The 25,402-nt window shown below is 47.8% G+C and carries 17 protein-coding genes; 7 read left to right on the top strand and 10 right to left on the bottom strand.

From position 1 onward, the window contains the following. The first annotated feature begins 5 nt into the window (after positions 1-5). From VIS94_16260 to VIS94_16285, 6 genes are all read left to right on the top strand, one after another. Complete coding sequence (locus VIS94_16260; protein HEY9162631.1) at positions 6-836, top strand: SDR family oxidoreductase; 831 nt, start codon at positions 6-8, stop codon at positions 834-836. A 50-nt stretch (positions 837-886) separates the two neighbouring features. Then, on the top strand, positions 887-1,522 hold the full coding sequence (locus VIS94_16265) for a TetR/AcrR family transcriptional regulator (protein ID HEY9162632.1): 636 nt from the start codon (positions 887-889) through the stop codon (positions 1,520-1,522). An 83-nt stretch (positions 1,523-1,605) separates the two neighbouring features. Further along, a complete protein-coding gene (locus VIS94_16270) occupies positions 1,606-3,063 on the top strand; it encodes a 4-hydroxyphenylacetate 3-hydroxylase family protein (protein HEY9162633.1) in 1,458 nt (485 codons plus the stop codon). Between the two features lie 148 nt (positions 3,064-3,211). Next, entirely contained in the window at positions 3,212-4,414 is a 1,203-nt protein-coding gene (locus tag VIS94_16275; protein ID HEY9162634.1) for an ROK family transcriptional regulator, read from the top strand. Then, entirely contained in the window at positions 4,407-6,023 is a 1,617-nt protein-coding gene (locus VIS94_16280; GenBank protein ID HEY9162635.1) for an alpha-amylase family glycosyl hydrolase, read from the top strand. The genes VIS94_16275 and VIS94_16280 overlap by 8 nt, the downstream gene beginning before the upstream one ends. Positions 6,024-6,045: 22 nt before the next feature. Then, complete coding sequence (locus tag VIS94_16285; protein HEY9162636.1) at positions 6,046-7,392, top strand: MFS transporter; 1,347 nt, start codon at positions 6,046-6,048, stop codon at positions 7,390-7,392. A 119-nt stretch (positions 7,393-7,511) separates the two neighbouring features. On the opposite strand, the gene VIS94_16290 is transcribed toward VIS94_16285, so the two are convergent. The 5 genes from VIS94_16290 to VIS94_16310 form a co-directional block, all read right to left on the bottom strand. Beyond that, the gene (locus VIS94_16290; protein ID HEY9162637.1) at positions 7,512-9,209 is read right to left on the bottom strand and encodes an AMP-binding protein; all 1,698 of its coding nucleotides are present in this window, start codon (positions 9,207-9,209) and stop codon (positions 7,512-7,514) included. A 198-nt stretch (positions 9,210-9,407) separates the two neighbouring features. Next, positions 9,408-12,044 (bottom strand): glutamate synthase, encoded by a 2,637-nt coding sequence (locus tag VIS94_16295; GenBank protein ID HEY9162638.1) that lies wholly within the window; start codon positions 12,042-12,044, stop codon positions 9,408-9,410. A 17-nt stretch (positions 12,045-12,061) separates the two neighbouring features. Continuing rightward, the gene (locus tag VIS94_16300) at positions 12,062-13,543 is read right to left on the bottom strand and encodes a glutamate synthase-related protein (GenBank protein HEY9162639.1); all 1,482 of its coding nucleotides are present in this window, start codon (positions 13,541-13,543) and stop codon (positions 12,062-12,064) included. Further along, the gene (locus VIS94_16305; GenBank protein ID HEY9162640.1) at positions 13,540-14,931 is read right to left on the bottom strand and encodes a glutamate synthase-related protein; all 1,392 of its coding nucleotides are present in this window, start codon (positions 14,929-14,931) and stop codon (positions 13,540-13,542) included. Before VIS94_16305 ends, VIS94_16300 begins: the two co-directional genes overlap by 4 nt. A gap of 51 nt (positions 14,932-14,982) precedes the next feature. Beyond that, the gene (locus tag VIS94_16310; protein HEY9162641.1) at positions 14,983-16,830 is read right to left on the bottom strand and encodes an FAD-binding protein; all 1,848 of its coding nucleotides are present in this window, start codon (positions 16,828-16,830) and stop codon (positions 14,983-14,985) included. Between the two features lie 422 nt (positions 16,831-17,252). Between VIS94_16310 and VIS94_16315 the strand changes: the two genes are divergently transcribed. Then, entirely contained in the window at positions 17,253-19,844 is a 2,592-nt protein-coding gene (locus VIS94_16315; protein ID HEY9162642.1) for a PEP/pyruvate-binding domain-containing protein, read from the top strand. Between the two features lie 27 nt (positions 19,845-19,871). Here VIS94_16315 and VIS94_16320 read toward each other — a convergent pair whose 3' ends face one another. The 5 genes from VIS94_16320 to VIS94_16340 form a co-directional block, all read right to left on the bottom strand. Beyond that, positions 19,872-20,657: a 1-acyl-sn-glycerol-3-phosphate acyltransferase gene (locus VIS94_16320; protein ID HEY9162643.1), complete on the bottom strand. Its 786-nt coding sequence runs from the start codon at positions 20,655-20,657 to the stop codon at positions 19,872-19,874. 146 nt (positions 20,658-20,803) lie between these two features. Continuing rightward, the gene (locus tag VIS94_16325) at positions 20,804-21,796 is read right to left on the bottom strand and encodes an Ldh family oxidoreductase (GenBank protein ID HEY9162644.1); all 993 of its coding nucleotides are present in this window, start codon (positions 21,794-21,796) and stop codon (positions 20,804-20,806) included. A 44-nt stretch (positions 21,797-21,840) separates the two neighbouring features. Continuing rightward, complete coding sequence (gene asnB / locus VIS94_16330) at positions 21,841-23,508, bottom strand: asparagine synthase B (GenBank protein HEY9162645.1); 1,668 nt, start codon at positions 23,506-23,508, stop codon at positions 21,841-21,843. A gap of 101 nt (positions 23,509-23,609) precedes the next feature. Further along, the gene (locus tag VIS94_16335) at positions 23,610-23,948 is read right to left on the bottom strand and encodes a P-II family nitrogen regulator (protein ID HEY9162646.1); all 339 of its coding nucleotides are present in this window, start codon (positions 23,946-23,948) and stop codon (positions 23,610-23,612) included. 23 nt (positions 23,949-23,971) lie between these two features. Continuing rightward, positions 23,972-25,201 (bottom strand): ammonium transporter, encoded by a 1,230-nt coding sequence (locus VIS94_16340; protein ID HEY9162647.1) that lies wholly within the window; start codon positions 25,199-25,201, stop codon positions 23,972-23,974. Positions 25,202-25,402 lie beyond the last annotated feature (201 nt).

The raw sequence follows: 25,402 nt of genomic DNA on the forward strand, positions 1-25,402 counted from the left end.
AAATCATGCGTAACCTTAAGGGCAAAACAGCCATAGTAACGGGCGCGGCAGGCGGCATCGGGACGCAGGTAGCAAAGATTCTAAATGATAACGGCGTAAAGCTCGTGCTTACCGACATTAACCAAGCGGGCCTTGAGAAGACTGCTGCAATGCTGTCCGGGTCTGTTGTAATCTTCAAGTGTGACATCACAAGCAGAGAAGAGGTCAAAGCTCTGGTGAACGAGGCTGTAAAGAGCTTCGGAACCATCGACATACTTGTAAACAACGCGGGTATAATAATACCATCACTGTTCGAGGATTGCCTTTTCGAAGACATAGAAAAACAGCTAAGAATAAACTTCATGGGCGCTCTCACATGCTCGTACGAGGTCATACCTATAATGAAGAAGGCGGGAGGCGGACATATTGTGACCGTATCCTCGATGGCGGGTCTCGTGCCGGAAACGTACAGTTCCATATACACGGCAACCAAGTTTGCGCTAAGGGGTTTCAACCTCACGCTCGGAATCGAGCTAAGAAAGCACAGGATAGGTGTTTCCACTATATTCCCGGATTCGGTTGCCACGCCCATGCTTCGCTATGAGGCAAGCCACGGAGGTTCGCCTCTTACGTTTCTTTCACCTCCGCAGGAGCCTGTTGTCATAGCCAGAGCCATATTGAAAGCCATACTCAGGAACAGGGCCGAAGTGTACTGTCCGGCTTCAACGGGAATTTTCTCTAAGGCCATTATGTGCTGGCCCTGGGCGGTTACAAAATTATGGCCTGTTCTTGAATTCATGGGAAGAAGAAACAGACCTGCCGTTGAAAAGGAACTCATGAAGACCATCCCCGAATAAAGCCGGGGCAGAAAAATACTCATAACATCATAGCAACTGGAGAAAACGACATGCAGCCGACTTTTTTCAAACTTCCCGTCGAGAAGCAGGAGATCATTCTTGATGCCGCTGCCGAGGTGTTCGCCGAAATGGGGTACAGCGGTTCAAATATCCCTAGCATTTGCAGAAAGGCAGGGGTTTCGACAGGCGCCCTGTATAAATATTTCAGGAACAAGGAAGCGCTTTTCCGTGCGGTCCTCGATCGCGGGGTAGGCATAATCCATTCATATTATGACAACTTCGAGACACTTGGCCGCCCTGTATTCGACTCAATCAGGGAACTGTTTCTCCTTCAATCCTCGATGGCAGACAAATACCGCGCATACCTGATTATATATATAGATATCGGAAGCTGCTCCATGAATGCCGTTACTGATTACATATCGGACCGCATAGAAAATATCGGACGTGATTTTTTTTATCACCTGATTGAGGAGGGAAAAAAACGGGGAGAGATAAACAAGCGCATAAGCAGCGTTCATGCGGCGTATATGATAGACAACTATGTGATGTTCAACGTGTATTCCCTTGTGTCAGAACATTACCGCAAACGCTTTGACCGTTTTTTCAGCAGGGTCGGCAGGCATTTAAGCCAGGAGCAGAAGGTGGATCTGATAATAAAATCATTAAAGATGTTTCTTGAATAACCTTGACATTAAAAACTTAAGATATTTCATGATAGTTGAAATTGTATGCCTTTTTTCCAAGGCGGGAGGTTTGTATGTCAGGGATGATGAATGCACGGCAATATGAAGAAAGCCTCAGAAAGCTCAGACTCAATGTTTTCATGTTCGGGAAGAGAATTACAGATGTTGTCGATAACCCCATCATTCGCCCGTCCATGTGTGCGGTTGCAGCCACCTATGAATATGCCGGCAGGCCCGGGTACGAAGATATACTTACTGCAACCTCACACATAACAGGCAAGAAGATCAACCGTTTCACGCATATCCACCAGAGCAGGGAAGACCTTATCAAAAAGAGCAAGATGGGGCGTCTTATGGGATCACTCACCGCATGCTGCTTCCAGAGATGTGTAGGTATGGACGCCATGAACGCGCTTTCCATTACAACGCATGCTGTTGATGAAAAATGCGGTACGGAATATAAGAGGCGATTTCTCAGGTTCCTTGAATATGTCCAGGAAAACGACCTTGTATGCGACGGCGCCATGACAGACACGAAGGGAGACCGTTCACTGCCTCCTGGCAGACAGCCTGATCCTGACGCATTCCTGCATGTTGATGAAGAGCTGCCCGACGGCATAGTTGTGAGCGGGGCAAAGGCGCATCAGACCGGTGCTGTCAACTCTCATGAAATAATAGTCATGCCGACAGTCACCATGAGGGATGAAGACAGGAAATATGCGGTCTCTTTCGCTGTTCCCAGCGACACGGAAGGGATCACATACATAATAGGCCGCCAGTCCTGCGATACCAGAAAACTTGAAGGAAAGGGCTTTGACAGGGGTAATATGTTCTACGGCGGGCATGAGGCGCTGGTGATATTTGATAGAGTGTTTGTGCCGTGGGAGCGGGTGTTCATGAACGGGGAGTATGAATTTACAACGCAGCTGGTCGAAAACTTTGCCGCCTACCACCGTCAGAGCTATGCATGCAAGGTGGGCGTAGGTGACGTGCTGATCGGGGCTGCACAGACGGTTGCAGAATATAACGGTGCAGAAAAGGCTTCCCACATAAAGGACAAGATAATAGAGATGAACCATTTGAACGAAACCCTTTACTGCGGATGCATCGCCTGCGCATCCGAGGGAAGGATGCAGCCGGGCGGGACGTATCTGGTCGATCTCTTGCTTGCTAATGTGCACAAACAGAATATCACCCGCATGCCCTATGAAATTGCAAGGCTTGCACAGGATATCGCAGGAGGCCTGGTCGTGACATGTCCTTCGGCAGAGGACCTTGAATCATCTGAAACCGGGAAATGGGTGGAAAAATATCTGAAGACAAAAGCCGATGTCCCTGCTGAGCACAGGATGAGGATACTCAGGCTCATCGAGAATATCACCATGGGCTCCGCCGCTGTCGGCTATCTGACTGAATCCATGCACGGTGCCGGTTCCCCCCAGGCGCAGAGGATAATGATCTCAAGGCTCGTGGACATGAAGAAGAAACAGAAGATTGCAAAGGAGCTTTGCGGCATAGAAAAGGGCGATAAATTTCCATGATATAGTATTTGACCGCATAATGATCTTCAAGAAATTCCCGGCACTCAAGGGATGTATTTAACTCAAGACCCGAGATAAAGATTGACTGTGTGGGTAGTGTATTGTATCCTGTTATCTCAAGACATGAGAAAACAATGGGGTGATCCGCATGGGTGCAATAGATCACAGTGCGTTGAAGCTTGGAAACCAGTTGCTTATACTTAATGTACTGCGGGAAAAAGGCCCTATGTCCAGGAATCAGCTTAAGGATGAGACAGGGCTTGCCTGGGGGACGATCACGGCGTTCGTTAAGGAGATGCTGCTTATGGACCTCATTGTCGAAACGGGGAAGAGCAGTTCAGATCTTGGCAGAAAGCCGGTGGGCATCGATATCAACACCAAGGCAAGATTCATTGTTGGCGTAAGGCTGGGCGGGACATACATCAAAAGCACCGTACTTGATCTGCGGGGGAAAGTCCTTTGCGAGAAGATATCAAACGTCAATCCCGATGATAAGAAGGAAAAAATTGTTGATCAGATCCTTAAGACGATCGATTCGGCTTTAAGACAACAGAAAGTGCGTAATGAACGCATTGCAGGTATCGGCTTTACTGCACCAGGCGCCATCGATACAGATAACGGGGTATGTCTTTACGCGCCAAGGCACCCGAAATGGAAAGATGTTCCGATAAAAGAAATTCTTCATGAGAGATATAAGGCCCCATGCTTTGTCGAGCATTCAAACAGCAGTTCGGCCTTGGGGGAGCAGTGGTTCGGTGCAGGGAAGAATATATCTGATTTTCTATGCGTGCCTATCGGGACAGGCATAAGCGTCGGCATAATAATAAACGGGCGGATTTACAGGGGCTATAACGGGATGGCCGGGGAGTTCGGCCATACAAGCATCTATCCGGACGGAACCAAGTGTATATGCGGAAGGAAAGGCTGCCTGGAAGAGTATGCATCCGGACGCTCGCTTGCAAGGCAGGGAAACGAAATTGCAGACCGGAAGAAGGCGGACGTTGTTATGACATCCAAGCTGCTATGCGAGGCCGCTGAATCAGGCGATAAGAAGGCACGGAAAATATTTGAGACCATGGGGCAGCATCTGGGCATAGGACTTGCCAACCTCATAAACATACTTAATCCCGAACTTATAATTATCAGCGGTGGTGTATCGAAAGCCTCGCAATTTTTTCTCCCCTCTCTTGAGAAAGCGCTTGCCGGACATGCCTGGGACTATTCCAGCAGAAAGATAGCAATATCCGATCTTGAAGACCCTGTGCTTATGGGAGCGGCAAGCCTTGTACTCAGGGAGATATATGTAAACGGACTGCTTCTTAAGGAAAAAAATGGAGAAAAATATGAGTGAGACAACTGCGTGGTGGCGGGATGCCGTCATATATCAGCTTTATCCGAGAAGCTTCATGGACTCCAACAACGACGGCATCGGCGACCTGAACGGGATAATTTCAAAGCTCGATTACCTGAACGACGGTACCGAGACCTCACTGGGCATAGATGCGATATGGCTCAACCCTGTTTATCCTTCTCCCCAGTATGATTTCGGATATGACATAATCAATCATTGCGATATAGATCCGCAATACGGGACTATGGAAGATTTTGAACGCCTCCTGAAAGAGGCGCACAGCCGCGGCATCAGAATTATAATGGATTATGTTCCGAGCGTCACATCTCATCTCAATCCATGGTTTCTTGAGTCGCGTTCGAGCCGCACAAATCCCAAGCGCGACTGGTATATCTGGAAAGAGACGAAAGGCCGCGGAATATATCCCAATAACTGGATGGGCTTTTTCGGCGGCAGAGCCTGGGAGTGGGACAACAAGACGCAGTCTTATTATTACCACAACTCGCTTCCTGAGCAGCCCGATCTGAACTGGAGGAATCCCGAGGTCGAAAAGGCCATGCTGGACGTGGTGCGCTTCTGGTTTGAAAAGGGAGTCGACGGATTCCGCATAGATGTTTTGAATTATGCATACAAGGACAGGTATCTGAGAAGCAATCCCTTATGCATCGGCAGGCGTCCTTATGAGATGCAGAGGCATATTCATGACAAGGATTTGCCCGAGGCATATGGGCTGGCCGGAAAACTCAGGGCCGTTGCAGAAGAATACGGTGACAGGATGCTCGTTGCCGAAATATTCAGTCCCGATGTCGATTTCGCGTGCGGTTTTCTGGGAGATGATAATGACGGTGTGCATATGGTGTTCAACTTCTCATTCATGAATGCAGGTTTCAGCGCGCCGAGGTTGAGGGATGAGATTCTGAAATCGGAAAACACCTTCGGCCTGAAAGGATGGCCTGCCTACTTTTTGTCGAACCACGACCATATCAGGCATATAACCAGGTTCGAAAAGGGCGGATTTGCATCTGAAAAGGCGTTTGTATCCGCTGCACTGATCCTGACGCTCAGAGGCACCCCGTTCATTTATATGGGTGAAGAAATCGGTATGAAGGAAGGCCGCCTGAAGAGGCATGAGATAATGGATCCTCCCGGCAGGAGATACTGGCCATTTTTCAAAGGACGCGACGGCGCAAGAACACCCATGCAGTGGAATGGAGCGGAAAACTCCGGATTTTCTTCAACGAAGCCGTGGCTCAGGGTAAATCCTGACTATGCTCATTTGAATGTCGAGTTTCAATCCGTCAATCCGGACTCACTGTTGAATCATTACAGGAAACTTATTCGTCTCAGAAAGGATCATGCTGCCTTGAGGTGCGGTTCATTGAAAATGCTGGATTCCCATCCCGATGTCCTGGCATACATGAGGGAAGGCGAAAGCGAGAATCTAGCCGTATGCCTTAACTTTTCAAATGAGGTGCGAACAGTCGCGATCAAGGGCTTTGAATCAAGGAAGGCTGTACGGATTTTCTCATATCCTTATATCTCTGCACCTGAGACAAGTTGCAGCAGGATCACCGTGCCACCTTATGGAGTAATGATTATCGCAGTGTGAACAATGATGAAGGAGGATGTGCATGGTTGAAGATTACGGCAGGCTGAGCGTCCCGACAAAGCTCGGATATGGAGTTGGCGATCTCGGTGCAAACATTGTTTTCACAACGGTTAATTTCTTTCTGATGTATTTTCTGACCGACATCTCCCTTCTGTCGGCATCGCTCGCGGGCTTATCCATGATGGCCGTCCGTCTTGTGGATGCATGCACTGACCCGATGATTGGATATCTTTCCGACAGAACACATACGAGATGGGGGAGGAGGAGGCCGTACATACTGTTTGGTTCAATAGTGGCCGGCGTTTTCTTTTGGCTTCTTTTCACGAGACTCGATATTCAATCACCGATACTCAAGTTTGCCTATTTTACCTTCATCTATCTCGTGTTTTTCGTCTCATATTCCGCAGTCAACGTCCCGTATTCCGCGCTTACGCCGGATATGACCAGGAACTTCAACGAACGTACGAACCTGACAGGTTACAGGATGTCATGCGCTATCATAGGATCGCTGGTCGCTGCGGGCGCCACCAAGATGCTGGTCGGAAAATTCCCCGACGAGGCAACCGGTTTCAGCATGGTGGCGTTAATATACGGTGCTGCATTCATTGTATTTTCCTCAATTGTATTTTTCAGCGTAAAAGAAACGGGCAGCTCCGCTGCCCCTGAAGATACAGGATCGGCTCTGCGGCTTTACATCGGTGCATTCAGAAACATGCCCTTCGTACTTGCCGCCTTGACGTACATACTCCACACGGTGGCTGTCGTCATCATCAGCTCGACGCTCGTTTATTACTTCAAATACTATATATGCAAAGAAAGTCACTTGAGCACGATATTCCTGACGCTTTTGGGCATCGCCGTGCTCTGCATCCCTGTATGGGTTACAATAAGCAAGAAGACGGGTAAGAAATTCGCGTACAATACGGGTATGGTGATATTTGCCGCGGCTATTTTTGGTATATTCTTTGTCTCACCCGGTCAGATTGCAATGATCTATATCCTTACCGGTATAGCCGGATTCGGTTTCTCCACCTTCTTCGTACTGCCGTGGGCCATTGTTCCGGATACCATAGAATACAATGAATATATGACGGGACAGAGAAATGAGGGGATATTCTACGGCATATGGAGTTTCGGTCCGAAACTGGGGAGTGCACTTGCAAGCCTGCTTGTCGGGCTGGCGCTTTCCATTTCGGGCTATATCCCGAATGCGGCGGTACAGCCGGATTGTGTGCTTCTTGGTATACGTGTAGTTCTCTGCATTATTCCCGTGGCCATAATACTGCTCGGAGTGGCATTCATGTCATTTTATCCCATTAGTCGCCAGATGTATGAGAAGATTGTGAGGGAGACCCGTAAGGAACGCTGATGTTATTAACATGACGACATTATCCTCACGTCACAGCAATATGAAAACAACGGCGCCTGCCTGGTTTTTATAAGCCTGCCGGCAGGGAGCCATTATCTATCCTGATAAGGAAGACAACTTTAAAGTTTCTGCTCGATCACCATCTTCCTGAGCTCCCGTTTCAGGACCTTGCCCACGCCGCTTACGGGAAGCTGATCCATGAATATAATCCTTTTCGGGACCTTGTATGCGGCCACATGCGCTTTCAGATGGCTAATTATTTTTTCGCGTTCCTCGTCATTCTTTTCGATGCCAGGTTTCAGGACTATTGCGCAAGCGACCCTTTCCGAACCGGCCCTTTCAGGGTCTGGAACACCGAAAGATGCCGCCATCTCTATATCCGGATGCTCGGTCAGGACATCATCGAGCTCTCTTGTAAACACCTTGAACCCTGAAACGATGACCATATCCTTGAGTCTGTCCACAATATAGAAATAGCCGTCCTCATCCATTTTCGCTATGTCGCCAGTGAACATCCAGCCGTCTCTCAGGGCATGCGCGGTTTCTTCAGGCTTGTTGTAGTATCCGAGGGTGAATACCTGCGGACCGTATATGGCTATCTCTCCGGGTTCTCCCACAGGCACGCTTTTCCCTGTTTCCGGGTCTATCAGTCTGAAAATGGTATCCGGCATCGGCATGCCTATCGAGCCGGGCTTTTTCCTGCCGTATCGGGGAAGGCAGCATGTTACGGGAGAGGTTTCCGTCATGCCGTAAAGCTCGACAAGTTTTCCCTGACCAATTATTGATTCAAATTCCTTAATATTTTCAGGCGGGAAGGGTTGTGCCGCCGACATGCACCATTTGACCCCGGAGAAGTCGATTGCCCTGAATTCAGGCTTTTTCATTAGCTCAAGGTATATTGTCGTTACATTTACCAGAGCAGTAGGTTTGTACTTTTTAAGCGATTCAATAAGAAAGTGCGTGTCCCTGGGATTCGGGACCGCTATCTGGGTCATGCCTTTAACGAGCGATACCGCCCCGAGTGCAAGTCCTGCTATGTGGAAAAGCGGGAATGCGCAGAGGAAGGTATCCTCAGGGGCTATGTCCATCCAGATCGATATCTGGCTGACATTGCACATGACGTTCCTCTGGGTAAGCAGCGCACCCTTGGCAGGGCCTGTGGTGCCGCCCGTGTACATCATGTACATGGGCTCATCCATGCCTTTCTTTGCATTTACTTCATCTTCCGGCATGGACTTAATGGCATCGGTGAACCGCTCGACCTTGACACCTGTTATCGGTTTTACTTCAGCTGACGGTATCTTTTTTAAGAGCTTACCAAGAAAGGCCTTAACAGGTGGCAGATAATCGGCAATTGATGAGACAAGAATGGATTTGAGCCCGGTCCTGCCTGCAATTTCATATAACTTCTCGTAAAGGACATCCACTGTCAAGGCTATCTGTGCCCCTGAATCTTTTATCTGGTGTGTGAGTTCGTTTGCAGTCAGCAGAGGAGACAGCCCTGTTGATACGAGACCTGCTTTCTGAATCGCAATTACCCCTATGTAGTGGGCAGGGATATTCGGCATATGAAGCCCTACAACCATGCCAGGTTTGAGACCGCTTCTTATAAAATATGTTGCAAGTCTGTTGGAAAGCCTGTCCAGGTCTTTGAATGTAAGTACTCTGCCAAGATAAATGACTGCAGGCTTGTCAGGAAATTTCTGGACAGTCTCCCTGAATAGTTCACAAAATGTCCTGTTGTCATAAGAAATGTTAGGCGGTACGTTACTGTCATAATTCTTGAGCCATGGCTTTCCCAGATAGATATCTTCCATCATCAACCCCTGAATAATTTATTTATAAAAAACAAAAGTTTTTTATCAAATGAAGTTCAAAAAAGAGATGCGGTATTGCACGTTGGGATATTAAATATTCTGGGGATATTATATATTAATCCGTTGATGTTACAAATTAAAAAAATATCAGGCAGGATAAGGTCAAAGGCAGGGATTATCAATCCCCGCCTTACGCGTCTAATTGTTGAATTCTTCCAGGCCGTCGTCATTTGCAGCAGGGGCAGCCTTTTTAGGATGGATTTTCCTGTAAACATCTTTTGCTGATTTTTTCTTCCCGTTCACGGTTAAAAGTCTTTCTATTCTTATATCGAAGAGTCTTTCATTTTCTTTGAGATAAGGCTCGATCAGCTTCCAGTCCGCATCGGTTATTTTTGCAAATTCTCCGCCGTTTAGCTGCTCATCGACAAGCTTTTTGTGCGGATCTCTTACATATATCGCACCGCCTGATGCGAGTGAAAAAATATTGGAACCGGGATAAGGTGAATCGTATTCTTTTATCGATCCGTCATTATCGTCGAAACCTATGCCGTTTAAGATAACGAATCCTCCGCCGTTCAAGGGATCGCCCGCCATGAATGATTCTGCAAGATAATCCAGCGCCGTGCCGTTGATGACGACCCTGGGTTTGCCCACGGCATTGATCAGCGGGCGGCCTGCCGCATTACCCATGATATAGGCGGTTCCGCCTTTTGCACCGTACATGAATGTCTGACCGACATCGCCGTAGACAACAAGCTTGCCTTCCTTCATGATCTGGCAGAGCTGGTCCTGGGCGTTTCCGTGAACGTGAATTTCCATGCCGTCGATTCCGGAAGCCAGATAATCGCCGGATGAGCCGTATACGTCTATCCTGACATCTTTTGTTCCGGGTCCGAAGCCGCAGCCGGTAAAGCGCTGGCCCCTGTATCTGTAGATGATGAAGCGCTTCCAGCCCAGTTTATATGCCTTTACTGTCATTACGGCATCACAATCATCGCCTTCGGGTTCGAAACCTTCTGCATCTATGATCAATGTGGTTTCGCCTTTGCCCGGGGCCCTGAGTTTATCTCTGGTAGAAAAATCAATCAGACTGAACTGCCCGGCTGGTTTACCCGTAATCTTTGAAGTTTCTGAAAATATCTCATCGAGGCAGATTTTAATTATATGCTGGACCGAGCTTCTTTTAATCGAACCGGTATCATACTTGAGGTCATTCAAGAAAGTGAGTGCATTTATGGCGGTCTCTTTGAATGAGTCGTTCTTTGAAGCGAATCCCCTGATGGTTTCGATTGCGAATCTCAGGCTGTTTGAATCCATCTTTACTATTTCACTTTTTATCAAAGCGCATATTTCACGGGCGGCCTGGGCCCTGTCTCTTTCAGTAAACAGGGATTCAATTCTGCTTCCAATTGCCTTGCATGATGCGGTTATCTTGATCTTGCCCTTAACATCGCAGGAGGTCTTGTCTTTCGGGATGATAATTGCCTTTCCGAATTTGTCTGTGCATGTAAGGGTTTTTGAGCCCGAACCGTCTTCAGAGTCCTTAAGGTTGAAAATGAATGAGCCGCCGTCCGTATAGCTGCCGCCTCTTGCATTCCAGTACTTGTCCGCAATGGGTTTGAATCGAGGATCTTCCCTTTCAAGTGAAATCAGAGTGGCGTCGATGGCCTGCTTTTCTGAGCAGATAAGTCCTATCTGAACCTCGCCGTCCTGAAGGGCGAATACCTGAGGCCTCAGCATTGCGGTATCCGTAATGCCTATAAGCTGGAACTGGCTGTTCTTGACATCGTTCCTGGCTATGATGAAGAACCAGGGACCGTCCGGAGATGCATTTACATGGTGCGTCTGTATGACCTTGTAAAGCTCCTGCTTTTCCTTCGGCAGCATGTCGAAGTCCATTTCGGATGTGGGAGCCATCGCCTCGATTAAATACTCAAGGGGATATTTGTATACCCGGCTCCAGAGATCAAGCAACAGTGCGGCTTCCTCCGTATCGGTAAGGAACAGCGGGTGGTAGTTCCTCTGCTTGAGGTATTCGTAAACCGACTGATAGTTTGCAAAGTCTCCGTTATGAACCAGGGCCTCGTTAAGCGCACTGAAGGGGTGGCAGCCGCCCGGATGCCATACGCGGCCGCGTGTAGGATATCGCTGATGGGCAAGCCATGCATGAGCCTTGAAGTTGTCGAGCTTGTAATACTTCACCACGTTCTCGGCATAGCCGACTATTTTAAGAATCATCATGTTCCTTCCGTGGGACATGACGAATGCCTTTTTTTCACCTAGCGAGGCGTAATACTTCGTGTTTATTTTGAAGCTGTTCTGATAGACGAACTCGTCTTCAGCATCCCGCCTGTCCAGGGAATTGAAATTGTTATCTTTTATATACTTGTCGAGGATACTATCCTTGACGCGGACAAAATAACGCATGATATCGGGAGGCCTTACATCAAGACCGATGCTTTTGTAGTCTTCTATGGTCGGAAGCTTTTCGGATTTATCAATTTTAAAGAAAGGCTTGATGAAATTATCTTCAATTTCGGATGCGACGCTTTCGTCAAGGAGCGCAATGTGGAGCATGTAATCGTTGTCGAGCACCTCCCGGGTTATGCCGAGTGCCTCGGGAACGAAGCCGACAGCGCCTATTCCGCCTCCTTTTCCATTGCCCCTGTTGTGCATCTGCACGGAAGGCTCAAAGATGTTTTTCCCTGTAACCGGGATGGAACTGATGAATCCCGTGACTCCGCAACCGCCTTCTTCTTCCAGGTTCGGGGCGAGTTTCGGAACTTCGCTTATTATTCCCGTCCGCGACAATAATATTTTTTCTGCGTTATCCATTATATGAATACCCCACTTTATTTGCTGTAATCCACGTGCTCGAGCAGATCTGTACGTCCGACCAGTTCCTTTACGCTTTTCATGCCGAACTTCTGCAGGATATCGACAAGCTGAAAATTCCATGCATGATACATATTTGTAAGCCTCTGCGTTGCCCATTCCTCGTTGAACAGGTCGGCCAATTCGGAGTCGGTCGAAGCAATGCCGCGAGCGCATCCCCGTCCCGATTCACAATTGCCGCAGCGGACGCATTCAAGAGATACCATTTCGGCTGTTCCGATAACAGCGCCGTCCGCGCCAAGACAGATGGCCTTGGCCAGATCATGGGCCGTTCTTATTCCTCCCGAAGCGATGAGAGTCATGGCGTCGCGGGCCCCTTCTGCGACAAGGAAGTTGTGCACCTTGGAAATGGCATATTCGATGGGCATGGCGATATTCTTTTTCGCAATGTCTGGAGCAGCGCCGGTACCGCCGTAGCCGCCGTCGATGTGGATGATATGTGCGCCTGCATAGAATGAACCTACTGCAACCATATCGACGTCATTGGGAGTGGACACCTTGACCGAAACAAGGGCGTTCGGATTCATCTCCTTGATCCAGTCTATGTGCTTCTTGTGGTCTTCAATCGAATATACCGAGTGGAAAGGGAAGGGTGAGAACAGGGATGTTCCCTGTACCGCCTCTCTCATTCTGGCGACGCTTGCCGTATTCTTTTCGCCGAGAAGGTGTCCGCCAAGTCCCGGTTTCGCGCCCTGTGCATATTTGAATTCCACTATCCTGACCCGCTGAATGGTTTCTTCACGCACTCCGAAAAGACCGGTTGCAACCTGAGTGATCACATGGTTATCATAAGGGTGCAATATTTCCGGGTAGCCGCCTTCTCCCGTACATGTGAAAGTATTCCAGATTGAAGCGTTTCTGGCCTTTGATACCATGGTGGGAAGGCTGACCGAACCGAATGACATTCCGCCTCCGTATACGGGAGTGGAGATGACGACATTGGCCCTGCCGTCATTCCTGCGGTTGAGCTCAATGGCGGTTGAAATTTCATCCCTTTGAACTTCCGGAGGGTTATCCGGGAATTTAAAGCGCAATTTGTCGAAACCGCCGCCCGAATTTCCCACATTGTATTCCAGATCCTTGCGATCCGGTGGATAACCGGTCTCCGCCATTATCCATGTAGCGGTGATCATATCGGCAGTCCAGCGGTAGTCACCGAGCGTTTCATACATTGGATTGTATGTGAGCGTTAAGGCCTTTCTCGGACATTTCGCAATGCAGCAGAAGTTTCGTTCAAGGCATTCGAATCCAATGCATTTATAGTCAATCGGAGGTTTTACCCTGTTGTGTCCCTCCAGCCTCTCATGGACGCCGAACGGGCATGTATTTGCGCATGTTCCGCAGTTTATGCAGGCATCGGACCTTGTGACCTTGTACTTGGGCACATTATGTTTGAACCTTGAAGGTGTTTCCTTGATTTTTACTGTTGATGGTTTCATAAGTTCACCGCTTCTTTTTTCTTGAACAGTCTGCCGAAAGTGTCATTGTCTATGTCTTCAAAGAAGATCGCCCTGCCGGTTTCTCCCCGTAACCTCCGGGCCTCCCTGATTCCCATTGCGCCCATCATTTCCAGTATCTGGGAATGCCATGCCCCCATGAGATTGATGACTCTCTGGGTGAGAGTTCTGGCAGGCACTTTGTCAAGTCCGACAGGGAAAACGAGCAGTTTTTCCGGCCCCTCGAACAATCTGGCGCCAAAGCCTATCATGATGGGAAGGTCTATTGCAGTCAGGTCCGCACCGCATAGCATGGCCTTGGGGACGTGTTCCGCCATTGATATCCCGCCGGAAAAGATAAGAGTTACTTCATCACGGATCTTCTCATCGACGAGCCTCAGATGAACCGAACGGATGATGTCCTTTACAAGACGGCCGTCTTCACCGCGGCCGCAATAGTCCGTGACTACGTGAATCACTTCGGCGCCGTCATGTGCGAGAGCAGAAACGATGTCTTCAATATCGTTTCCGGCCTTGACGCGGACTATTGCTACAGCATCGCTCAATTTCGAAATCCTGTTCCTGGTTTTCTGAAAATTTTCTTTTGATTCTGCATTGTATTCAAAAGATATCAGATTTGCATTTTTAAGGAGCGCCTTGTGTTCATCCGCATTGTCTAAATCGATTAAAGGAATGATATTCCCGCTGTATTTTTCCACATCCTTGCCGATATCGTCTGCGGGCATGATTATGAAGGTCGAAAGCTCGGATGCAGCCTTTAACAGGGCTGTCAGGACATTATCGCTGATGTCTTCAGCCGGAATATCGAAAATAATCGGGATAGGAATATCAACGGTTTTGTTGATTTTTGAAATCAGCTTTCCGTTCTCATCAAATTTCAGGTGATTCAGCTTTCTTCCGAGTTCGACAGCGGTGCTTATATATTCTCGGCCGTGGATGCCGTCTCTGGTAGGTCTCACAATTTCAGACATGTCGGTCCACATTCCGTCAAAGCCTTCTCCGGTAAACGGCCCCCGGTATCCTGCTCCGGTAACCGGAACCTTTCCATCCTCGGACTGCTTGAACAGTGTAATGAACATGTCAGGCTTCCAGAACGAGCCTCCGATGTTCCTGAAATCCATATCTATTGATTTTTCAAGAGCGCCCCTAGGACATTCCTGTATGCACCTGAAGCAGTTCCTGCATACAACCGTGTTCGGATCGGCCATTTTCCTGGGGTCGCGTTTGCCCCGTTTGTGCGCTTCGTAGATGCACACTTTAGTGCATTTGCCGCAGTTGATGCAGTTTTCTCCGCGGACAATCTTGAACTTGAAGACATTGTCCACCTGAAGAGGCGTAACTTTGGTACTAATGTGATATTTTTTCGGCATCGTCGTTTTCCTTTCTTAACTCACTACTATCAACTCACAGCCGGTTATATATCAGCTGTTCATTTCCACCATGTCCCAGTATTCGCTGCTTTCATCAACCTTCTTGAGGAATTCGACTATATCCTTTTCGGGTCTGCCGAACCGGGATTCAATCTTTTTTTCCAGTGTTTCCCATAGCGTCATCAGTTCGAGATTGGTCTGGCATATCTCCTCGCATGCCTTGCATTTCATGCACATGAATGCCTTTGCCGCCTCTTCGGGTGTGATGTCCTTGCCTTCCGAAAGCTTCTTTGCAAGGGCTATCTTGCCTTTCGCAGTCACGGCCTCGTCTTTTGTGACAAGATAGGCAGGGCATACAGCGATGCAGTTCCCGCATTTGGCGCATGCATGAGTTGTGAGTTCGAAATCCAGTCTGTCAACCTTCTTGTTCCTTCCGAAAATCAGGATGATTATCATGCCGATTATAGGAGAAAAGAGCGAAAGAAGACTCATAGATATATTGAAGAAAAGAGGATTGAAAAGTCCACGGGTGATGATGTTGGAATCGACACTGAAGAATTTGCCCGGATTGAGGATATTGTTAGGATCGGCTTTGTGTTTGTATGCCCTCAGTTCGAACTGCTTCTGTTTGCTGTAAAGGTAGTCTATGAAAGAGGCATTCCAAAGCCCAAGACCGTATGGTTCGGCTCCCAGGCTTACGGCCGCCTTGGTCAGGAGAGAGACGAGAGGCATGCTGATGAAATATTTCTTGCTTCTCGAATCGCAGAGGAAAGTTGCCATGATGAGCGCATTGTGCCCGTCGATGATGTATGAGTCTATGCAGACTTCCACGCCGAAATACGTACCCGTTTTCTTCGCTTTTAAGGTGAATGCGGCAGCGGATTCGATCGGGATGATAATTTCACTGGCAAGTATTGTGGGTCCGAGCCTTTTAGTCTTCATACCGAATAGGCGCTCGTTCCAGAGATAATTGGATACATACGAGGGGGCCTCTTCCACGCTGGCATTCAATGCCATGAATTTCAGAAACCCTTCGTTGTCTTCCTCGCTCCCGAATTCGACCATCACAGCCGCTGACTTTTTGAATATTGCCGCATGCAGCATCTCGTTTATGTCGCCGAGATGGTTTTCATCTACGAAGCGTATCACATTGGGATTGAGCTTCTTTTCTTTGATGGTTTCCGTGAGTTCTCTTATGAATGCAAATGCCTCTTTGTCGTTTGCAAAATAAAGGAGATGAGGATATGTCGCCTGCGGTACGTCACGCAGCTTGAGAGTCACTTCGGCTATAATCCCGAATTCACCTTCAGTAGAAACGAAATAGTTGAATTCATGGTCATCCGGGGTGAGTGTCTTTATCTCTCCCGAGCCTGTTACAACAGTCATCGAGACGATATGCTTCGATATGTGGCCGTATCTGAAGCTGTTGATGCCGTAGCCGCCGGTTGAAATCCATCCGCCTACAGTGGAAAACTTGCTGGAAGGGTATGACATCAGGCACAGGCCGTTCTTTTTTGCGGTGATATCGATATCGCTCCATCTGGCGCCTGCTTCGACCGTCACGGTCTTCTTTTCTACATCAAGATTGAGGATTCTCCTCATGGGAGAAAGGTCCATCACTATCCCTGAATTTGTCGGAATGACACCCCCGAATCCCCAGGATGCAGCGCCTCTGGCTATTACAGGGAATTTTTTATCGTTTGCGAATTTCAGTACCTTCTGAATTTCAACCACATTCCTGGGCTGTACGACAAAATCAGGCATTGTTTTAAAGAACGTTTTCGTCATGATCTGGGGGACATCGCCTATATCATGACTGTAAGTCTCCAGTTCCTCGATCCTGTCGATAACTTTGATATCGCCTTCGGCCTTTTTGAAATCCTGCGCTAATGTTTTCATAGTTTAAATGTCTCTTTCGATTGCTTTCGTTATTTTAATGCCGTGCAGACAAAGCATTGAATTTGATTTCAGCAAGATATATGCCAGAACTGGATTAGAAATATTGCAGTTTATATGTCTTTGCGTATAGGCGGCAATGTGAAGCCCGCTGTGTGTTCATGAAAAAGGCAGATACCTGAATACATAAATGAACCATCGGAAATATTGAAACAATAATGTTGTAAAGTACAATAATGTTTCAGAAATATTGAAATAAATATTATATCAATCCATCATGCGATGCAACATTATTCAGTCTTGAAAAATGTTAACAGTACGCTTATTGACGGCTTTTATCCTGATATCTGATGCCTTACGGCTGCAAAAGGTTTTTGTGGTATATTTATTGTAAAGAGATAACAAATATATCAAGAGGTGGCCGCATGGTATTTTCTGCAAGAGTTACTACCGGTGTCGAGGGGCTTGATAAAATAATCGACGGCCTCAGAATGGGAGATAACGTTGTCTGGCAGATAGAAAATATAAACGATTACAGGAAGCTTGCAGAGTCATTTGTAAAAAGCGCCATCAAGGAGAAGAGGCGTGTCGTCTACATGAGATTCGGCCATCACGAGCCTCTGTTTGCACCGGACTCGGGCCTGAAAATATATTCGCTTAATCCCGACGCAGGTTTCGAAGGGTTTTCGTCTGACGTCCATAAGATAATCACGAATGAGGGCAGGGACGTATTCTATGTTTTTGACAGTCTGTCCGATCTGCTTTCATCATGGGCTACCGACCTGATGATCGGCAATTTCTTTTTTATTACATGTCCCTATCTCTTCGACCTCAATACGGTTGCATATTTTGCGCTTCTGCAGAACAGGCACTCACACCATACCGTTGCCAGGATCAGGGAGACGACGCAGCTTCTGATGGATGTTTACAGCACCGGAAAAGATTTCTATGTGCACCCTTTAAAGGTATGGAAAAGATATTCCCCCACGATGTTTCTGCCCCATTTGAAAGACGGTGATACCTTTGTCCCGATAACGAGAAGCCTTGATGCCTCCAGGCTTTTGTCGCAGATATCGAAAAGATGGGACGAATCAACAAGAAGGCAGATGGATTACTGGGACAGGCTTTTCCTTCAGGCCGAAGAGATGCAGTCAAGAGATGTCAGCCCCGATGAAAAAAAAACCATGATAGACCAGCTTTGCAGGATCATGCTTGTAAGGGAACCCAAGATGCTGGACCTCGCCAGAGAGAATTTTACTCTTGATGATCTGCTTCAGATAAAGACAAGGCTCATAGGCACAGGATATGTCGGCGGCAAAACAGTAGGGATGCTGCTTGCAAGAAAGATCCTTACGACGGATACCAGTATCGGGTATGAACAGTATTTTGAACCCCATGACTCTTTTTTCATCGGTTCGGATGTCTTCTATACATATATCGTTCAGAACGGCTGGTGGAAGCTGAGGATGAAACAGAAGACAAAGGAAGGATATTTCAAGGTCGCCAGAGAGCTTAAGGATGCAATGGCTAACGGTATTTTTCCTGATGAAGTAAAAGAGCAGTTCTTCCAGGTTATCGAATATTTCGGGCAATCCCCCATAATAATAAGGTCTTCCTCTCTGCTTGAAGACTCTTTCGGACACGCCTTCGCAGGTAAATACGAAAGCTTTTTCTGCGCGAATCAGGGTACGCCTGAGGAGAGATATATCCAGTTCGAGGAGACGGTCAGGAAGGTTTATGCATCGACAATGAATGAGGATGCGCTTATTTACCGGAGACAACGCGGGCTGGAGGACCGTGACGAGCAGATGGCGCTCCTTGTGCAAAGGGTTTCAGGTTCATACAGGAAAGATTATTTCTTTCCTGACCTTGCAGGTGTGGGGATGTCGTACAATACCTTTGTCTGGAAGAAAGGGATGGATCCGGGCGCGGGAATGCTGAGACTTGTCCTTGGCCTCGGGACGCGCGCCGTCAACCGTATAGAAAATGATTATCCGAGGATGGTTGCTCTGGATGAACCTCTATTGAGGCCTCATGCCGGGATGAAGGATTTGAGGACATACTCACAGAGGAACGTCGATCTCATAAATATCAGGGAAAATGAGTTTCAGACCGTCTCCCTCATAAAAATGTTTGAAGAGGCTGTGGATATCCCCTTTGAGAAAATCGCAGTCCCTGATTATGAAATGACGGAACAGCTAAGGAAAACGAGGGGAGGAGATATAGAATCATGGCTCCTTACCTTTGACAGCCTTTTGACTGACACATCTTTTACAAAGGTTATGCACGGTCTTCTGAAAAATCTCGAAAAGGCCTACAGCTATCCGCTCGAGATCGAGTTTACGGTAAACTTCAATGATGTTGGGGATTTCAGGATAAACCTGCTTCAGTGCAGACCTTTACAGGTTATAGGTGTGGAAAAGAACATTGAATTCCCAGGAAAGATCGATTCAGACAAGGTGATTTTCAGCATGAACGGGAACTTTATGGGCGGCAGTATCGTTCAGCCTGTTGACAGGGTCATTTTCATTAAACCCGAGGCATACAGCGCCCTTCATCAGCAGGAGAAATACGAGGTGGCCCGGATTATCGGTGAACTCAACAGGATGATAGAAAACAGGAATGAGATGCCCGTAATGCTTCTGGGGCCCGGCAGATGGGGTACCACTACCCCGGCGCTCGGCGTACCCGTACATTTTTCAGAGATAAACAATATTGCTGTTATGGGAGAGATCGCACACTTAGACGGCAATCTCATGCCCGAACTTTCCTACGGGACGCATTTTTTTCAGGACCTTGTCGAAAACAGGATATTTTATGTTGCCGTATTTCCATGGGAAGATGGTGTTGTTTTCAATACCAAAAGACTTTTGAAAGGGAAAAGTATTTTAACCGGGCTGCTGCCCGAGGCGAAAAAATACAAGGATGTAATAAAGGTTTACGAGACAAAAGGATCTGGACTTAATGTTGTTTCCGATGTGGTAAAGCAAAGGATCATGTGTTTCTTCAAAGAGTGACATGACAGCATGTCTCTAAGTGCTTAATCAGGCAGGGACTGTCATTTTCCTTTCGACAGGTTTTACATCGACCCTGTGATGTTTTCTCCTGAGCTTTATATGAGCCGGTCGGATCACCTCGTTTGCGATCCAGAACTCCTCGGCCTTGTTCAGAGGTTTATCGTAGTACTCGTTCAGATAAAGAGGCTCGCCGATTTCCATCTTGAGTTTCAACGGGAACGCGAAGGGCAGACACAGTATGTCATCCGGCTTGTTGTCTTTTTTGAAAAGCTTTACTACCGGGCACGCCTCGGCGAAATTAATAAGCGCAACAGGCAGCACAGGAACTTTGTAATTGAGCGCAAGCCTTACAACCCCCGGGAAATATTCGAACACCGTATGCCTGTCCCTAAAAAGAGGGACATTCCCTTCGGGGAAGATGCAGACGAGGCCGGGGTAGTTTTCACCTCCCTCTTTAAGGTACGGGTCTGTGTATTCATGGCTTATGCCGCCTGGTACGCTGAGTGGAAGTCCTGACCCGACATACCATCTGCCCCATGCGTGGTTGATGAAGTGCCAGTCATCTACAATAAGAGTGACAGGTTCACGACTTTCGTGTGTGCAGTATGAAACCGCGAAGATGTCAAGCTCCATACCGCCCGGATGATTGGGGGCAAGGATTGCCGGTCCTTCAGGGATGTTTTCCCTGCCGATGACTTCAAGTCTGTGAAAATACCTGAAATATTTTTTTAAAAAGGCGATCTTGAATTTATTGTAGACCGCAAATTTACGGTGGTATTCGTTGGAAAGCATCTTGTAGGTCTGATAATCCATAGCCTCTCCTGTCCAAGCTGTTAAGGATATATGAATCTATCGGCCGGTTTTTACCAAGTCCGGCCTGGATCCATATATAAAATATTAAGATGAAAGGGTATGCAAATTATTGGTAATCAAGCCTGAATTTCCTGAAAGCATGAAATTCAAACAATTCCGGCAACTTTTTTGAGTTCGGCCAGCAGGTTATCCTCGATTTCGATCGATCCCGTTTGCAGGCGCTTTCTGGCAAGAGAGTTTTCTTTTTCTCCGGGGAGGAATATTTCATCGACACCGGGCAGCTTTTTTGTAGATTTCACCTTGAGAATTATTTCCGAGACATTCTTTTTGAGCTGGTCCCTGCCGGCAAGTAGTTCTGGGTCAACGGCCAGTATAAAATGTCCCCAGTTGCTTTTACTGTTTCCGATGCCGCAGAAAGCCGCACCTGCCAGCGGGCCTGCCAGTATCTCGGCAATGAGAGCAAGTCCGGAACCCTTGAAGCTGCGGTCGAATGAGCGTATCGCGCCGGCGATTGCCTTTTTAGGGTCGGTTGTGGGCTCTCCCTGGGCATCATAGGCCATATCACCAGGGATGCTCCTTCCAGCGGTTACCGCTTCGACGAGACCGAAATACGAGGTGGCTGCAGTTGACATATCGAGAACAATCGGGTCGGGTTCGGCCGGAATCGCTACCGCTATCGGATTTGTGCCGAAGACAGGTTCATACGAGCCGTAAGCGGCAACCCTTTCGGGCGATCTGCTGAAAACAATACCGATGAACCCCTTCAATGCCAGACGGGATGCATAATATCCTATGGCACCGGAAGACGTGCTCGTGTTGAACGTAGCTGCAACGGCAAGTCCTGATTTTTCCGCTTTTCTTAAGACCTGCTCGATGGCCCTGTCCATGACAATCATGGCATGGTTCTGATTGCCGTTGATCTGAACCGAAAGAGTGGTTTCCTTTTCGATTGTAATCTCAGGGGCATTCTGGTTTTTCGGTATCCCCTTGTCGATAAGCTTGACAATGCCCTGATTATTGTCCCTGAGCTGTGCATATAAAAGCACATCACTTATAACCCTTACTTCGTCATCGGTGTAGCCGTAATGCCTGACAGCCTTTGCAGTGATCTCTCTGAGTTCATCAACTGATATTTTCATTATACGTTCCTCTGTATAAATAATATATTGTTAACCTTTCGCTTCTATTTATAGCTGTCCTTATGAACATCTTTCACGGCACGGCCCGATGGGTCGGCCATTCTGGCAAATGCCGCATCCCATTTGATTGCAGTGGGTGTAGAACAGGCAACCGACGGTCCGCCCGGGACGCACTTCGCGGCACTGTCGAGCGGAAAGAACTCGTGAAAGATTGAACGGTAGTAATAGGCCTCCTTGGTTGAAGGCGTGTTGACTGGGAAGCGGTAGTGCGCGTTCTCCATCTGCACGTCGCTGACCGTAGTTTCAGCGACTTCTTTCAGGGTGTCTATCCAGTTGTAACCTACGCCGTCGGAGAACTGCTCCTTCTGCCTCCATGCAACCTCGGGGGGGAGATAATCTTCAAATGCCTTCCTGAGTATGTACTTTTCTATCTTTTCGCCAGTGCACATCTTGTCTTCAGGATTGATGCGCATGGCTACATCCATGAATTCCTTGTCTAGGAACGGCACCCTGCCTTCCACGCCCCAGGCTGCAAGCGACTTGTTCGCCCTCAGACAGTCGTATTTGCTCAGCATGGAGAGTTTTCTCACCGTCTCTTCATGAAATTCTCTGGGATCAGGCGCCTTGTGAAAATAAAGATATCCTCCAAAGATCTCATCTGCGCCTTCTCCTGACAGCACCATTTTAACGCCCATAGATTTTATCTTCCTCGACATCAGATACATAGGAGTTGAGGCCCTTATCGTGGTCACATCATAGGTTTCAATATGATAGATCACGTCTCGTATCGCATCGAGGCCCTCCTGAACGGTAAATGTAAAGTTATGGTGCACCGAGCCTATGTGGTCGGCAACTTTCTGGGCTGCTGCGAGATCGGGCGAGCCTTCCAGCCCAATGGCGAAAGAGTGCAGCTGCGGCCACCATGCATCCTTGAGACCTCCTGTCTCAACGCGTTTTGCCGAATACTTTTTGGCAACGGCCGAAACGATTGAACTGTCGAGCCCGCCTGAAAGAAGAACACCATAAGGGACATCGGACATAAGCTGGCGCTCAACCGCCTCCTCAAGTGCCCTGTGCAGTTCTTTGATGCTGGTGCTGTTGTTCTTTACGTTGTCATATTCCATCCAGTCCCTTTTGTACCACTCGACCGGGGCTTTTTCCCTGCTGCAGTAATAATGGCCCGGGGGAAACTCCTCAACCTTGTTGCAGACGCCCATCAGGGCTTTCATTTCAGAAGAAACAAAGAAATTGCCGTGTTCGTCATGCCCGGTATAAAGCGGAATTATTCCAATATGGTCGCGGCCTATCAGGTATATGTCGTTTTCGCTGTCATAAAGGACAAAGGCGAAAATGCCGTTTAAATCCTCAAGAAAATCAATGCCTTTTTGTCTGTAAAGGGCCAGAATGATCTCACAGTCGGATTCTGTAAGGAAATTGTATGGTTCCTTGAGCGTTTTCTTGAGATCCTTGTGGTTGTATATCTCACCATTTACGGCAAGTGCGAGTTTCCCGTCTTCTGAATAAAGGGGCTGTGCGCCTTTGTTGACATCGACTATCGAGAGTCGTTCATGCGCGAGTATGGCCTTTTCGCTGACATATATCCCGCTCCAGTCAGGCCCCCTGTGGCGCATCTTACGGCTCATCATAAGGGCTTTAGCCCTCAGTTCCTTCAAATCCGACTTTATGTCAAGAATTCCAAGTATTGAACACATCTTTTTGCTCCCTCACAGCTGTTGAGCTGATAAATTGTTATGCATAATCAAAGAAAGGTTTTATCAGCTTAATGGCTGGTTTCTGCACGCAGGCAGATCTTCTAAATCGCATCTTTTCCCCGTTCACCAGTTCTCACCCGTATTACATCCTCAACAGGCATGATAAAAATTTTGCCGTCGCCGATTTTGCCTGTTTTCGCGGTTTCAGTGATCTTTGATATGACGGCCTCGGCCATCTCCTTTTCAACTACGATCTCGATCTTGATCTTGGGAATCAGGTCAACGAAATATTCTGCACCGCGATAAATCTCCTTGTGGCCCTTCTGTCTTCCATAGCCTTTGACCTCGGTTATGGTCATGCCCTTGATGCCGATCGAGCTTAAAGCCTCCTTTACCTCATCAAGCTTGAACGGTTTAATGATTGCCTCAATTTTTTTCATATTTCCTCCATGTATTGAATTGACTAACGGCTGTAGGCGGTTTCACTGTGTTCGCTCAAATCCATGCCCATTACCTCGGATTCAGAGGTAAGCCTCAATCCTATGAATTTATCGATTATCTTCAAAAGGAGCCAGCTTGCAACAAATACAAATGATCCGATTGCTATAACAGCAAGCGCCTGTACCCCGATAAGCGAAAGGTTCCCGTTTATGAGGCCGTCTGAACCAGCAGGATTGATTGCCTTCGATGCGAATACCCCTACGCATAAGCTGCCGATTATCCCGCCCAGACCGTGAATGCCCACTACATCGAGGCTGTCGTCATATCCGAGCCTTGATTTGGCGGTAACTGCGGCATAGCATGCGCCGCCGGCCAGAAGTCCGATGATTACTGCTGAGTTCGGACCTACAAAACCCGATGCAGGAGTTATGGTCGCAAGGCCGGCAACAGCACCTGATGCCGCACCAAGTGTTGTAGGTTTGCCCCTGTGAATCCATTCAACGGCAACCCACATGGCCATACCTGCCATTCCTCCAAAATGTGTGGCTATATATGCGTTACCGGCAACGGCATTGGCAGCAAGTGCACTGCCGCCGTTGAATCCGAACCAGCCGAACCAGAGAAGGCCGGTACCGAGGAGCGTCATGGGCAGACTGTGAGGAATGAATTTTTCATGGCCGTACCCCTTTCTTGATCCGGTGGCAAAAGCAGCGGCAAGTGCAGCCGCACCACAGGAAAGGTGCACCACAAGTCCGCCCGCAAAGTCTAGAACACCCATGTTCTTAAGCCATCCCCCTGTCCCCCATACCCAGTGGCAAACTGGGTTGTATACCAGGACTGCCCAGAGCACGCTGAAAAGAAGGAATGGTCCGAATTTTATTCTCTCTGCAAAGGTGCCGGTTATGAGAGCGGGTGTGATTACAGCAAACATGCACTGAAAAATCATGAATACATTGTGAGGGATCGTAGCAGCGTAATCAGGGTTGGGAACTGATGATACACCGCGAAGGCCTATCCATGCGAGACTACCGGTTATGCCTCCGACATCGGGTCCGAATGACAGGGAATAGCCGAGATAAATCCACTCCAGGGTTATCAGGGATATGAGTATGAAGCTCTGCATGATTGTGCCGAGGACATTCTTGCCTCTGACCATGCCTGCATAGAATATTGCAAGGCCTGGAGTCATAAGAAGTACCAGAGCGGATGATAAGAGTACAAATGCAGTATCGGCCGCTTGAATATGTTCCATATAAAAAACCTCCGAAGGATTTTATCTGTATTAGCAACAGGAATGCCAGATACGCTTGATACCTAACCACGGATTAATAAAACGGAAATTAGTCATAAGGGTTTTCAAGGTGGCACATAATTGTATATTTCTGATATGTTGAAACAATAATGTGAGTCAAATAATCATAGTCTGGCCAGTTGTTTGAATTCTGCAGGAACT

The sequence above is a fragment of the Desulfomonilia bacterium genome, from assembly GCA_036567785.1.
GTDB lineage: Bacteria > Desulfobacterota > Desulfomonilia > UBA1062 > UBA1062 > DATCTV01.